Annotated in this window: 11 protein-coding genes; 4 read left to right on the top strand and 7 right to left on the bottom strand. The window is 49.7% G+C overall.

The window, feature by feature from the left end:
• Position 1 precedes the first annotated feature (1 nt).
• A complete protein-coding gene (locus ACES2C_RS14250) occupies positions 2-295 on the bottom strand; it encodes a hypothetical protein (RefSeq protein WP_374163752.1) in 294 nt (97 codons plus the stop codon).
• A gap of 207 nt (positions 296-502) precedes the next feature.
• Between ACES2C_RS14250 and ACES2C_RS14245 the strand changes: the two genes are divergently transcribed.
• The 3 genes from ACES2C_RS14245 (at position 503) to ACES2C_RS14235 (ending at position 3,158) form a co-directional block, all read left to right on the top strand.
• A complete protein-coding gene (locus ACES2C_RS14245) occupies positions 503-1,294 on the top strand; it encodes a LuxR C-terminal-related transcriptional regulator (RefSeq protein ID WP_374163751.1) in 792 nt (263 codons plus the stop codon).
• A gap of 362 nt (positions 1,295-1,656) precedes the next feature.
• Positions 1,657-2,502, top strand: coding sequence for a hypothetical protein (locus ACES2C_RS14240; protein ID WP_374163750.1), 846 nt, complete (start codon positions 1,657-1,659; stop codon positions 2,500-2,502).
• An 11-nt stretch (positions 2,503-2,513) separates the two neighbouring features.
• Positions 2,514-3,158: a DUF6266 family protein gene (locus ACES2C_RS14235; protein WP_374163749.1), complete on the top strand. Its 645-nt coding sequence runs from the start codon at positions 2,514-2,516 to the stop codon at positions 3,156-3,158.
• A 99-nt stretch (positions 3,159-3,257) separates the two neighbouring features.
• Here ACES2C_RS14235 and ACES2C_RS14230 read toward each other — a convergent pair whose 3' ends face one another.
• Complete coding sequence (locus ACES2C_RS14230) at positions 3,258-3,980, bottom strand: 3-ketoacyl-ACP reductase (protein ID WP_374163748.1); 723 nt, start codon at positions 3,978-3,980, stop codon at positions 3,258-3,260.
• 1,246 nt (positions 3,981-5,226) lie between these two features.
• Here ACES2C_RS14230 and ACES2C_RS14225 point away from each other — a divergent pair.
• Positions 5,227-5,340 (top strand): SDR family oxidoreductase, encoded by a 114-nt coding sequence (locus ACES2C_RS14225; RefSeq protein WP_374166958.1) that lies wholly within the window; start codon positions 5,227-5,229, stop codon positions 5,338-5,340.
• 177 nt (positions 5,341-5,517) lie between these two features.
• Here ACES2C_RS14225 and ACES2C_RS14220 read toward each other — a convergent pair whose 3' ends face one another.
• From ACES2C_RS14220 to ACES2C_RS14200, 5 genes are all read right to left on the bottom strand, one after another.
• Positions 5,518-8,445: a glycosyl hydrolase 115 family protein gene (locus ACES2C_RS14220; RefSeq protein WP_374163747.1), complete on the bottom strand. Its 2,928-nt coding sequence runs from the start codon at positions 8,443-8,445 to the stop codon at positions 5,518-5,520.
• 140 nt (positions 8,446-8,585) lie between these two features.
• On the bottom strand, positions 8,586-10,517 hold the full coding sequence (locus ACES2C_RS14215) for a sialate O-acetylesterase (protein ID WP_374163746.1): 1,932 nt from the start codon (positions 10,515-10,517) through the stop codon (positions 8,586-8,588).
• Positions 10,518-10,749: 232 nt separating this feature from the next.
• Positions 10,750-11,565, bottom strand: a complete 816-nt coding sequence (locus ACES2C_RS14210) for an SDR family oxidoreductase (protein WP_374163745.1) — start codon at positions 11,563-11,565, stop codon at positions 10,750-10,752.
• Between the two features lie 108 nt (positions 11,566-11,673).
• Positions 11,674-12,918 carry a mannonate dehydratase gene (uxuA, locus tag ACES2C_RS14205; RefSeq protein ID WP_374163744.1) on the bottom strand — a complete coding sequence of 415 codons (1,245 nt, stop codon included), beginning with the start codon at positions 12,916-12,918 and terminating at the stop codon, positions 11,674-11,676.
• A 408-nt stretch (positions 12,919-13,326) separates the two neighbouring features.
• Positions 13,327-14,358 carry a LacI family DNA-binding transcriptional regulator gene (locus ACES2C_RS14200; RefSeq protein ID WP_374163743.1) on the bottom strand — a complete coding sequence of 344 codons (1,032 nt, stop codon included), beginning with the start codon at positions 14,356-14,358 and terminating at the stop codon, positions 13,327-13,329.
• Positions 14,359-14,414: the final 56 nt, after the last annotated feature.

Genomic DNA, 14,414 nt, shown 5'->3' with positions numbered 1-14,414 from the left:
CTCATCTTTTTGAGCAGCTGGTGGTGCTGGATATCGTCACAGACACACCGCCGGAGCTCGAGGTAACCGTAGAGGTGCCGTTCTCTTCAACTTCCGAAATTTGTTCTTCTGTCATGCCACACTGTTGGATCGAGCTGGAAGTAGCGTCGTTCATCTCGGGGTAAGAAGGAACCCTGGTAATAGTTTTGATCGTACAATCCCAGCAAAACTCCTTCCCGCCATCGTCCTTCGAGCAGGATATCAGGAGAAAGAACGATGCAACAGTAAATACTTTTGTAAAAATTCCAGATTTCATATTCATTTCGTTTTATACGAAAGTAGACAGCACCTGCTCTCCTTACAATAGTCATCGTTCGTCATTTACAGACAGCAGATCCAGGGCCGGGCCGAATTTTTCCGTAAAACTCCGGTAATCCTTCAGAAAGAAAACCGCTGCATTCACAAACTTAAAACGGCACTCCCCTATCATTTTCTTTCTTTTAGGTCTCTACAAAAAAACAGAATGGGCACCTCAAAATCTTATACCACCTATTATAATCGATTGAAAGAAAGGGGACTTCTCTCGAAGGGAGGACCGGATGATACCGCTCCGATCCTCCCCGGCTTATCATCCCTGCAAGAAAATGCTCTCCCAGCTTATCTGTTTGACTACACCCAGAACAAGTTCCTTTATATAAGCGACAGTGCCCTCCGCCTCCTCGATGTAAGCAGTCGTACCTGTTTGCTTGGAGGTCTGAATTCATTGCTGCGACGCTGTCACCCCGAAGACGCGGTAATCTTAGACAAGCATATCCTCCCTGATACAATCAAATTTTACCTGGCCTTGCTTCCGGGTACGCATAGTCGATACCTGACTTCCTATAACTTCAGGATCAGAACCAAAACGGGCGGCTACCGGTCAATCCTGGAGCAGTCCACAATCACACACGTCTCCGACGACAATATGCCTCTTGTTGCTCTTGGTTCATTTACAGATATTTCAAACTATTCGCCCGACAACCGGGTGGTGCACCGCATTGAGGATGTGAGCAAAGCCAGTACCCCCGCCTGTCCCTGCTTAAACAAAACATACTGGCCTGGCATGCAACAGCAAAGACTAAGTAAAAGAGAATCGGAAATCTTAAGATGTGGGAGCGATGGAATGGAAAGCAGAGAGATTGCCTGTAAACTATCAATCAGCTTTCACACGGTAAATAACCACCGCAGGAATATTATCAAAAAAACGAAAAGCAAAAACCTTGTTGACCTCGTTTCTCAGGCCGGAAGGTTTGTTAACGGCCTGTACAAACAATAGAACAGCCGCTGCCACGGGTAGGTAGAGTTCAGCCGACCTTCTTTTGGCGCAAAAAGTGTGTTAGAGCTGCTTTAAAGCCTGTCCAAAAGCGTACCTACTCTGCTATCTCCAGGTCCCTGACTTCTCCCTTCCTTCCCTTTGGCTCCTCCTGAGGGCAACATGTCGGCGTAGTGAGCCCGTCGTGAGTCCGACTTTTCCTTACCAAAGTCGGACTCACGACGGGCTCACTATACCCTCACCACCGACTGGGGTGAAGCTATACACCAGGAGTACACCAGAAAAATACCGTTCTTTCTATAACCTTTACTAGCCTTGGTACGTTTTCTTTATAGTTAAAGACCAATTAATTAAAACCTGAATTCATGGCTATAAAAGAAAAAAACGGTAACATCAATGGTTCTATAGGCAACGAAGTCTACAGGACTGTTAAGGGCAGGACGATTGTACAGTCGAGACCAGCCTACGTCACTCAAACCATTGCTTCGCGAAGGGCCGCCAGCGAGTTTGCCCTCGTCAGCACCACCGCCGGGGCACTAAGAAAATCAATGAGCGCGATTTACGACGGCTACGATCCTGAAATGATTACCCGGATGACCGCGGCTGTGCGCCGCTCATTTTCCGGGTGCAGTAACAAAGCGGTGCTGGAGCGCGATCTTCATGACGGCGACCTAAGTCCCTTTTTGGGCTTTCAGTTCAACAACCGTTCGCCTTTAAACAAAATATTAAAGGTGAGACCATCAATCACAATAGACGAAGACGGCCACGTAGACTTCCTGCTGCCTGTAATAGACCACAGGCAACACCTGATGTACCGGCGCTCACTTGCTCAGTTTCAAGTTACACTCCGGCTAAGCCTCTTTGCATTCAATTTCAGGAAGGAATATTACATCAGCTATCCTTCTGCAGCAGCAGAGCTTAGGATCTCAGGCGAATCGCCGATTCACTTCCGGCTGGAACCACTCATTCCTGACGGGGTGACCCTGTTTGCATGTGTCTCGCTTCACTATTACACTGAAGATTCCCTCAGCGGCAGAAAGAACGTGAACAGTAAGGAATGGAGCCCCGCAGAAATTATGGCCGCCCGCCATTTCAGGGAAGGAAATACGGATGCAGAATCGGCCGAATCGCTGATGAAAGACACTCTGCCGGGCTATAAAGGAAACTCAATTTTAAAAGAATGCGGTGTGCTGGCACCCTCACTCATTTAAACCTCATCGTCATGGGCATATACAAGAAAGGCATTAATGGTCCGTTTCTGGGCAAGACGGGCAGTGTTATTGGCAGCCGCTGGAAAAAGATCAACTACATAAAGGGATTTTCGCGGCTGTCTGATAAAGCTCCAACTCCGGGGCAACTGAAGCAACGGGCGAAATTTGAGATGATGGCCAGCCTTCTCGCCGAAATCAGAGCAATGCTTGATCTCGGCTACAACCACGAAGATACAAGTAAAAAAGACGCTCTTCATCTCGCTATGAGCTACCATCTTAAATGGGCATTCCGTGAGGAAAACGGGGTACCGGTGATTGATTTTAGTCAGCTCATCCTCAGCAAGGGGAGCTTGCCGAAGACTGCTGGTGCAGGCATGCGTTATAGCGCAGAAGATGGCCTGATAATTTCGTGGCCAACGGAGGTACGGAATCCTTTTATCTCCGCCGAAGATCAGTTGACTGTACTTCTTTGCAACGAACGCAAAAGAAATTGGTTGATCCCCGTAAGGAGTTGGAAAAGGCGTGACGGACAGGCAAAACTTACGGTCGGTAACGGCTTATTGAAGGGACTCATACATTGCTACATCTTTTTTACATCCTGGAACGGGCACAACTCCCCAAGCCAGTACCTGGGGACCGTCGAGGTGGACTACTAAAGACCTGTATAAAGAAGAACGGTAAAAACCCGGCGAGCAGACGCGCTTACTTCGGTTATATAACATCGAGAGATGCGCGTATGCTTGCCGGTCGCGCCTTTAGGGGTTAGTGGACCACAGTCCTACTTCCTTGATCAGGGCGCGCTGAGGCAGCTTCAAGCTGCCAACTACCAGCTCAGCCAGATCTTCGGGCTGCAGGACACGGTCTGGATTGCCATCAGTGAATTTCTTTTCCATGATCATCTCGGTGGCTACTGTACTCGGGTTTACGGTCAGTACGCGAATGTTCGACTTCCTCACCTCGTACATCAGTGATTCAGAGAGGCTGATCAAGGCCGCCTTCGAAGCACTGTAAGCACTGAGGTTGGCCGATCCTTTTAGTCCGGCTGTAGAGGCGATATTCACCACGTCGCCTTTACCATTTGCCAGCAAAGCAGGGAGCGTTTCATGAATTACGTAATACGCACCCAGAACATTGGTGCGGATCACCTTTTCCCATTTTTCGACGGGCATTTCGGTAAAGCTGCCGACGTCTACGATACCGGCGTTATTGATCACCACGTCGAGTGTACCGAGCGCGCCGATCAGCTTTGCAACAGCCGACTGCACCTCCTCATAGCTGCTTACATCGGCGGTCTGGTAAACCACTTTCACATCCTTGTCGATCGCTGCGATCTCCTGAGCGAGCGCTTTAAGATCTTCTTCTGTTCTCGCAAGTAACGCGAGGTTCACACCTTCGGCTGCCAGAGCGAGTGCCATCGCCTTGCCGAGACCTTTACCTGCGCCGGTAATCAGCGCATTTTTTCCTTTTAGTGATTGCATATTCTTTCTTTATTACAACTATTCTTCAAGACCAGGGATTTTTCTGAAAGTCCATTTGTTTTTACTGAGACTATTTTTTTTATGGCCGCAGTGAGATCGCTTTGCCTGGTTATTGTGCGCATCTATTGCTTTTCAAAACCTCAATGAGATAGCTTCGCTTAGTTATTGAGCTCATCAATCACTTTTCACCCCCTCGATGAGATCGCTTCGCTTAGTTTAAATGGGCACATAGAACCGTCAGCTAACTCTCAATCCCCTTTGGACTTGCAGGTCATGAGTGTTTTAAGTGGTCCTACACAAACCATCCTCCCCGTTGCTAATAGTTTGCAAAGATGCCCTATTCAGGACAAAACGACCAAAATATCAGTAAAATTTTCCTTGTGCGATAAAAAACGGCTCGGGTATGATTAACAAGACCGGCGGGGGTCTTTTTGTCTGAGAAAATTTTTCAGGTGACCAAAAGCCGCGCAGCTAATGCTGTATAAATCCAAATCCCTTGGGAACAGCTGGTTATTAATGCCGGATGAGGAGTTATTTTTGTTTATGGTGCCCTAATTGCCTTCCTCAGCCGACAGATCAAGCTTTCCCGGCCAAAAGAAGATGCACCCTATCTTTTGAGAAAAGCGTCCTGGTTTTATTGCGTCCATTATTTTTTTCAAGAGGCCGCAATGAGACCGCTCCGCTTAGTTATTGCGTCCATTATTTTTTTTAAGAGGCCGCAATGAGACCGCTTCGCTTAGTTATTGCGTCCATCATTTTTTTTCAAGAGGCCGCAATTAGATCGCTTCGTTTAGTTTTAAAAGCCAGAAAAAATACTCAATCAACTTTCATCCGTTTAAGCGTACAACTCATAAGCATTTTTTTCAAAGTGTCTTTCTTCGTCACTTACAAGAAGATCATTCAACTCTCTTTCATCCGCTGTTCCAGTACGCAGCTCGTAATTATTTTTTTGTAACCTATAGGAAGAAACTGACGTACAAGAAGATACATCAGAAAAGGAGACACATTATACAGGAGTTAAAAAAGAAATTGCAGTGTTTTTTCATACGAATTTAATTGGTTAATGGTTAGAGGCTGCCTCGCAAACGAGTTCAGCCTCTTTTTTGTATGGACGCCGCTTTTTTGAACCGGAACGGAAGCGGTATTAGCCTTAGAGGGAGAACATCAAACCCAATTTGCGTGTGCCTGCGGTACACAACCGCACCAAGCTCATTTTTGAGCTAGTCTTTACTGGCAGTCCGGCGCTCTGCAGGGTAAAATTGCCCGCACTGTGCTGTTTCTGGCATCTGACGCCGCCAGCTTCGTTACCGGCACCGAGTTATTAGCCGACGGAGGCTATATTAATCATGCCCTCCGATAAAGTACCTGATACTCTTTGGATGCAGATAATACCTCCGGCCCTGCAGCTGCCAGAGTTTGCTGACAACCGGACTGACACGACTTTCAAACAATTTCGCTGGCTCGTGCCAGGCCGGTCTGGCTTCAGGCGCACAGCAGTGGCAGGGCTTTCAGCTTTTCCTTTCCCTTCAGTACCCTATCAGCGGCGGCTTGCCACACCGACTTGCTCTGCGGCACCAAGCCGTGTTTCGGGAGGCCCAAGATACGAGGGCTTCAAGCCTCCGGCGTCGAGCACGATCTTTTGTAATACGACAGCCGGGTCGACCCGCCAGAACTTCAGGACGTGCTTTCCAGCACTCTTCACGCCGTGTTCGCTCGTGACGATCCTGATGCTTTCGGCAACTGCTTTATTCCATGCACGTTCGCTGTTGTCGCCCTCGAGCTTCAGCACCTGCCGCTTCTCGTCGTCAATCGAGACGGCGTATCGCAGTCCGCCTTCGTTCCTAAAGTCAAGAGAGGGCGAGAAATAGCACGCCACCTTAACAGGACCAGGGTCGCTGAGCCAGATCGCATATTCGACGTAGGGCGAACTGTTACCGGGTAAAGCAGAGGGAGCCGTTACGGGAAAGGTGGTCAGGGCTGAGGCGGTGCGGCCGTGATCAGGCAGTACTTTCCAGCTTAGCGAATCTTGCGCAAAGGCCCTGCTGTAGTGCGCAGCCTCGATTGAAATATAGCCATCGCGCTCAGCGAAGAGCCCTTTCTCAGGCTTTAACCGAGCCTTGTCTACAATGGCACGGAGGGTGTAGCTGCGACCTTCCAGAGTGATGGTGATGGGAACCTGGTGCAGACCTGCCGGCACGTCTTTCCACTCCACACTAAGCAAAACACGCTTTTCCTGATCCACCATGCCTCGCGGGGCACTGATTTTTAGCCAGGGCTTGCCGGCCGTGATGCGATACGCATAAGATGCTTTTCCCTGATTGAATAACTCGATGTAGCGCGAATCGGGGAACAGCGAAGAAAACTTCGGCAATACCGCTTCTTCTTTTGAAACAGGCCAGTACTGTTCGCTGCCCTCGACAGTGAAGGCAGGTCCCGCCGCGGCGGGTATTGATATTTTCTTTACAGCTGGCATCACATCCCGCTCAGGCTGTTGCCAATAGGTATACCCGATGCGGGTCTGATCCATCATGTGGTTCCATTTTCCCCCGGCAAGAGAGGTATTGTAATAGCGACTAATGGCAGCATCGCGTTCAAAGAGCACCTTCACCTGATCAGCCAGCCTATTGGTTGCTGCCCTGCCCTGTTGTGCATATAAGTGATTGCGGGCCACCGTGTAATAGAGCTCGTAAAGATTAGCACAGGCCTTTACGGGATGCAATACAAGTTGAAAATAAGCATCCCGGTACTCAGGAGCCAGCATTGTCTCTACGCGTTCTGCCCGCTCGAGCAGGCTCTTGTATTCGGCCGTGGCCCGCTCAAACTCACGGAAGTTTGTCAGACTGTACGTGCGGGCATCAAGAAGCTCTGGCTTCCGCCTTCCGTTGTATTTGGTATAAGCGGAGATAATTTGAGCTATTTCCGGCGAGTGTGGTCCACCGAACTGCCTCCGTGCCCAATTTTCAGTATAGGACTGAAGCTGCTCAGAGGCGATACTTTCTGGATTCCAGGCGTAGTCAAGGAAGAACTGGATGGGGAACTCCATGGGCTTGATATCGCCGACGTTTACCAGCCAAAGGCGGTCGGCACCATACTTCCTCGCCAGATGCATCTGCTCCCATACCTTGCTGATGGGATTGGTGTTAAGCCACTTGTAATTACGCGGTCCGCCCACATAGTCGAAATGATAGTAAACGCCGTAGCCCCCTTTCCGCTGTGGCTCACCAAGTTTCGGAAGTTTCCTGATATTACCCCAATTGTCGTCACAAAGGAGCAGTGTTACGTCGTCGGGAACGCGCATGCCCTTATCATAATAGTCCTGCACCTCCTTATACAGTGCCCATAGCTGAGGTGTCTCCGAAGCAGGCTTTCCGGTAACTTCCTCCATGATGCTGCGCTGATCGCTCACGATCTGCTCGAGCAGGGAGATGTTACTTTCCTGCGACATGGGCTCATCACCATCCCCTCTCATTCCAATAGTTACGACACTTTCATTGTTTCCCATCCTGCGCAGCCCTTTACGCCAGAACTGCCGGAGCGTGTCGGCATTGGTGGTATAATTCCAGGCTCCCTTTCCATAACGGCGCCATTCGTCATGTGCCCGCATCATCGGCTCATGATGCGAGGTGCCGATCACGATGCCCATCTCGTTGGCGAGGCGGGGATTTTCCGGATCGTCGTCATAAAAAGCATTCCCCCACATGGCGGGCCATAGGTAGTTTCCTTTAAGACGCAGGATCAGCTCGAACACCTGCTGATAAAACCGATGGTTAAATCCTCCGAACTTCTCTTTTGTCCAGCCCGACAGAGCAGGGGCCTCATCGTTGATAAAGATTCCCCTGTATTTGACCGCCGGCTGCCTCACGAAGCTGCCCCGCTTCACGTAGAGATCCCGATGATGCTTAACGGGCACATCGGCCCACCAGTACCAGGGAGAGACGCCTATTTTGGCTGAAAGGTCGTAGATCCCGAAGATGGTTCCGCGCTTATCGCTGCCGGCGATCACCAGGGCCTTTTCAACGCCCGGAAATGGATGCTCAACCAGCTGTGTGAGCGATGCCTCCCACTTTCCTTTAATTGCATCAACGTTCAGCTTATTCTGGTCAACCAGCTGGCGGATAAAGAGATTTTTCTCAGGCGTTCCGATGAGTACGATCGCTTTTGCTGCCGGAAGCTGATCTCTCAACACCAGGGGCTTCGTACCAGTCACCCTGCCAACATCTTCGGCCAGGCTGTTAACCGCTATTGCTATTCCCCGCTCATCACCCGAAGAAGCGACTATGGGAATGGGCCGGCCCTTTTCCGCGAGGGCAATGGAACCGGTGGATGGCAGGAACTCAACGTATTCCTCATCCTCTCCGGCCAATGAAGGAACGGTAGTTAGTGAGAGGAATAATACAACCAGGGCGGAGGCTGGCATGATCTTAAACAGGCGAATAAAGAAGAAAAAGGGATTTGGAAAGGTCATTTTATTGGAAGTTGGTATCGTGTATCAGAGCGAGGCAAACTGCTTATGCATGTATTAGGGAGGAGCGCCGGCTATAGGAGTCCCTTAAGCCTTGCGCTCCCTGGACTTAAGACGTTTTTCTGCGGACAGCTGCCGCCGTACTAAGGGTCTGTCCGAAAAGGCGAAGCGGGCAAGCCCTCTTTGTTGCAGAGGTTAGCACCGAAAGGATTATCTGCCCAGGCATATCTGACGAAAGCAGGCTGCGGAATATCCTCGCTCCACACCACTACTGTATTGCCTTCAATACGAGCCCTGGCCCAGACAAACTTTCTATCACTTCCCGCGATCTCGAAACGCGCAGGTTCTTCACCATCTGAGGTCTTTAAGCCCGAGCCGGTACTACTGAAGCTCACAATGATCCGGTCCTTCTCTACCCTTGCCGACTGAAATAAGGGACCAGAGGCGACCAGATTCTTTTCGCCATATACAAGCTTTTGAGCAGCAAGCGCGAGCCGCTCGCCTACATCTTTCTTATTGTCGGGGTGAATATCATTCCACTCCCCCAGATCAATGGTAACGGCCATGGCCGTACCGGGTGTAGCCAGCGTCTGCAGCGAAGCTTCCCGCATTTCTGCCCAGTTACTTGGACCGGGAACATACGCCGCATCCATGTAGTTAGGTAGCTGCACGTAGATGAAGGGAAGTCCGGGTTGCTGCCACTTACTGCGCCAATCGGCAATCAGGGCGGGCAAGAGCTTCTTATACTCGGCAGGATTGCCGGCATTACTTTCGCCCTGATACCACAGCACGCCTCTTATAGCGTAACCTGCGAAAGGCGCCACCATAGCGTTATATAAAGCGGCCGGCTGGTTTTGCAGGCTGATGCCTCCCTCCAGAACCGGACGGGTATAAGCCTCACCAACCTTATACTGCCAGTCGCCCTTCAGATCAATTTTTTGCCCTGCAGCTTCAATGTAGTAGGGTTTATCGGGCACAAAGCCACCTTTTCCAATCTGGTTGATCACCCGGACGACCAGGGTATTCTTACCAGGTCTCAGCATCCCGGCTTTAAGCATGTATCGCCTCTGCGGGTACTGATAGGTAGTATTACCTGCCAGTTCTCCATTGACGTAGAGAAAGTCGGCGTCAACGATACGCCCCAGGAACACACGCGCCTGGATACCTGTCATGGACGCAGGTACGTCAATTTCCTTCCGGTACCAGACCACGCCGTCGAGGTCCTTTACCCCCTGATCTTCCCAATACCCCGGGACATTGATATTTTGCCAGCCTTTTGGCACATAGGCCTCCTCGAACCATTTCGGCGAGGCCATTAGCCCGAGATCACGACTCCGGCGTGAGGCACGTAAAGAGTCGGCAGTCCTTCTTATTCGGGCGATCCGGACAGTGTCTCTGTTCCTTTCCAAGGTACTGAGAGCTCGGGGGAAAGGCGCCAGACCTTCTTCACTCATCCAGGCTTCGATGGGGGTGCCACCTACGCTGGCATTAATAAGCCCTATAGGCACATGATATTTCAAATAAAGTTTCCTGGCAAAGAAATAGGCGACAGCGGAGAAATCGTTCACATCCTGCGGGTTCGCTGATTTCCAGTAGCCGCCCTTCAGGTCTTTTTCGGGACCCGACAGACCTGCGGTGGTGGGGATCCAAAAATGACGTATCTCGGGATAGTTGGCCTGAGCAATGTCGCGTTCATAGCGAACATTGTGCAGCGCCATCTGATGCACCATGTTGGATTGCCCGGCACAAAGCCATACATCGCCCACCAGAATATCTTTCAGGACGATGGTATTCTGTCCTTTCAGCTCCATAGAGAACGGCCCTCCTGCCTTTCCGGATGGCAACAAGAGAGTCCACTTTCCGTCAGTACCTGCAGCAGTCTTGACGCGCTTGTCGCGAAAACGGACCTCGACGGATTCGCCGGGAGATGCCCAGCCCCATACTTTTACTTTCGCGTCGCGTTGCAGCACCATGCTGTCGCGCACGAGCCTGGGGAGCCGGATCTGAGCAATACTTGCGAGAGGAAGGATGATGCAGAGAAGAAATTGAAGTCGCCTGACGATATTCATTTTCATTACAATAATTTGCTTTTTAAAGGCAATGAAACTATCATGTTCACGGGGTTCTATTCATTTTGGTTTGGGTGAAGCGCACATGATGGTTTCAATTACAATAATTTGTTCTATAAGGCATCAATGAGCTTACTTCACCAGATTTAACGGCTACAAAGGGCATTCAGTTCAATTCATCCCGCTTTTGTAGCCGTTGTTCATAAAGAATTTTCAGTCTCTAATCCGCTTATATTCCTTACACGCCACTAAATGCCGTGAATCCGCCATCAACCGGGAGAATAACACCTGTAATAAACGTTGCAGCATCTGAGCATAAAAACTGGACGGCTCCGTTGAGCTCTGAGATATCACCAAACCGCTTCATCGGTGTTCTTGCCAGCACTTTTTTGCTTCGCTCTGTATAGCTGCCGTCAGGATTAATGAGAACTGCGCGGTTCTGATCGCCGATAAAGAAGCCCGGTGCGATGGCGTTTACCCTTACCTTCTCTCCGAACTTGAGCGCCATCTCGGTAGCAAGCCACTGCGTGAAAATATTGATGCCCGTCTTGGATACCGAGTAACCAGGAACACGGGTAATTGCGGAATAGGTGGCCATAGACGAGATGTTAATGATTGATCCACTGCCCTGTTCTGCCATCAGCTCTCCAAAAGCCAGGCAAGGATAAACAGTTCCATTGGTATTGAGGTCCGTTACCTTCTGCCAGTCTTCGATCTTCATGTCAAACACCGTCTGATCCTCCCGCAGGGTAGCTCCCGGAACATTTCCGCCTGCGCAGTTAACCAGAATGTCGACGGTGTTCCACTTCTCTTTGATCTGGCGGGCAAGGTCCTTCAGATTATCGAGATCCAGCACATTGCCAGCTATTCCGATAACATCGTTGTGGATCTGCTTCAGTTCATCTACGCGTTTGTCTAGATTTTCCTGGCGTATATCAAGTGCAACTACTTTAGCACCTGCTTTCATCAGGCTAGCGGCGATGCTGCCTCCCAGCACTCCGCCTGCCCCTGTTACAACGGCTACTTTACCGCTTATATCAAACATTGATTCCATTTCTATTTTTTTAAGATCTGTTCGTTTTATAATTCAAAGTCTATTTGGTCTCTGCCATTATTGATTGCTTTTCAAAAGCCTGAATGGGGCCGCTACTTCTTTGTATTATTACCCCTCACTCCCAGCGACACTCGCGACCGATTTCTGCTGTTTTGCCATGGCAGATTCGATACCAAGCTCCAGTCCGCATATCTCAGCGAATCCCTTCATTCGTCCGACCAGAGGATAACCGGGGTTGCTTTCCCTGTTAAAATCGTCGAGAATCTTGAGGCCATGGTCGGGGCGGAAAGGCATGCGCAGGTCCTTTCGGCCTTCCTCTATTCTCCGCGCCTGTTCCTGCAGCAAGGCTTCCAGCACCTGATACATATCGACCACTCCATCGAGGTGCGGCGATTCGTAGAAACTGCGCGTGGTTGTTCTCTTTATGTTGCGGAGATGCACAAAATGGATCCGTTCTGCAAACTGCTGTACAATGCCGACCAGATCGTTATCAGGCCGCACGGAAAGAGAACCGCTGCAGAATGTAAGTCCGTTGGCAAGAGAAGGATTCTGAGTAAAGATCCACTCAAAGTCCTCGCGACTGCTGGCTATCCGCGGCAGGCCAAGTAATGAAAACGGCGGGTCGTCAGGATGTATGCACAGATTGACACCAGCTTCCTCTGCTGCAGGGATGACATCATTGAGGAACATCACCAGATGACTCCTTAGCTTGTCGCGGTCTATGTTCTTATAAGTAGCCAGGTAATCAAGGAACACCTGCTTGTAGTTAGACACATTCCCGACCGTACCATTGATAAAGCCCTGGGTCACTACAATGATGTTGTATGCCAGCACATCCTTCTCATCCTGGCTCATGGCTTCATTGATCTCTTTGGCTTTAGCAATGACCTCCGGGGAGTAGTCGCTGGAGGCACCAGGCCTCTCAAGAATGTATATGTCGAAGGCGGCGAAGGTGGCATAATCAAACAGCATTGACTCTGCGCCATTTGCATCAATGAAGTGCAGGTCAGTGCGTGCCCAGTCGAGCACTGGCATAAAGTTATAGCAGACGGTATCGATACCACACTGCCCCAGGTTTTGCAAAGACGTGACATAATTGCGGATCAGCTCCGCGCGGCGGGGACCATTTATCTTAATCTCCTCTGATACGGGCAGGCTTTCAACTACGCTCCACCGCATACCGGCCTTTTCTATTTCTTCTTGCACCTCGCGGATTTCTGCAACCGACCATACCTCCCCTGGCTTCTTATGATGCAAAGACGTAACAATACCCTGAACACCGAACTGGCGGAGTTGGGAGAGCGAGATCCGATCCTTCCTGCCGAACCAGCGCCATGTTTTTTCTAGAGCCATAAAGTTAGTTGTTGTGATTTGTATCTGTTTGTAAAAGGTCATTAAGAACACCCCTAGCCTCTTTCCCAGACCTGAATGTTCAACATCCTGAACAATAGTAGAAAAAGATTTCAATTAGTGCAACCGATTGCTAAAATTTCTCTTACAAGAATTGCTCGCCTGTTTCCTTTCAATTGTACCGGAGATGACGGAATCTACTCGGACACCTGATCTACAAGGGGAAAAAGCGAACGGCCCGACCAAAGATAAGAATAGAAAGAGTCGAAAAACAGGCTGCAATCGGTTACCAAAATCAACAGAAAAACGCGCAACCCGCATACATATTTCTGCTGAGCTTAGGCAATGCAAAGCATAAGGAAAACCGGCAGAGGAGATAGAGCCGGAGAGCGTAGTACGTAAAGAGAATGGCTATGCCTGAGTTCGTGTAGAAGAGGCACGTACCAGCAGTTCATGCCGGAGCATGATGGTACCAGGAAGGTTTAACTCGCTGTTCTTATTCAGATACCGGATAAGCATGCGGGCCGCCACTTCTCCCATCTCAAAGCCTTTATAATTGATGGTAGTAAGATTGGGTTCCACGATGAGAGAACTCGGATCATTATTAAAGCCGGCAATGGCAATTTGTCCCGGGACTTTTACTCCCATTCGCTTGAGGGCCAGAAGACAGCTAACGGCGCAGGCATCGTTAGCAAAAAAAAGAGCATCCGGAAGATCTTTCATTTTCAGAACCTCTTCGGCTACCTGTATACCGCTTGCAGGACTAAGGTCGTTCACGATCAGCCAGTCTCGATCAAAAGGAATACCGTGTTCTGCCAGGGCTTCCCGGTACCCTCTAAACCTATCTTTATAGACATTCCTGATCTGGTTGCCAGAAATATGAAGGATCTTGCGGCAGCCCTCACTGATCAGATGTGCGGTAATTTCAGAGGCCGCTTTAAAATTGTCGATCACGATATTTACGCATTGCTCGTGCTCCTGCACGCGGTCAAAAAAGATCAGGGGCACGTCCTTCCTGATAAAGGGTTCAAAATGCTCAATGCCTTTTGTACCCGATGCCAGAGAGACCAGGAGACCGTCAACCCGACTATTGAACATGGTGAGTGCATTCTTTGCCTCCTTTTCCTCCGTTTCCAGCGACTGGCTGATAATAAGATTGAACCCCTCATCATTAGCCACTTTCTCTATACCTGCGATCACATCAGACATAAAAGCGCTGTTAAGCCGGGGAACAATAATTCCGATGGTATTGGTCCTTTTGGTCCTGAGATTACTGGCAAAGGAATTGAAGCGATAGCCCATGTTAGTTGCAGCCTCGAAGATTTTCTTCTTGGTGGTACTACTGATGGCAGGATGGTCTTTTAGTCCTCTGCTCACGGTAGCAGCTGAAATGTTCAGGGCCCTTGCAATATCGTAAATAGTAACGTCCTTTTCTCCGCTCATGCTACTTTTGAGAAAACCTTCTAAAGTCGCTTTTATTTTGATAATTGAGAAAAAAT

The organism is Arcticibacter sp. MXS-1 (genome assembly GCF_041902385.1).
Lineage (GTDB): Bacteria > Bacteroidota > Bacteroidia > Sphingobacteriales > Sphingobacteriaceae > Arcticibacter.
Note: the sequence above shows the minus strand (reverse complement) of the source record. Positions and strands in the feature narration are given on the sequence as shown.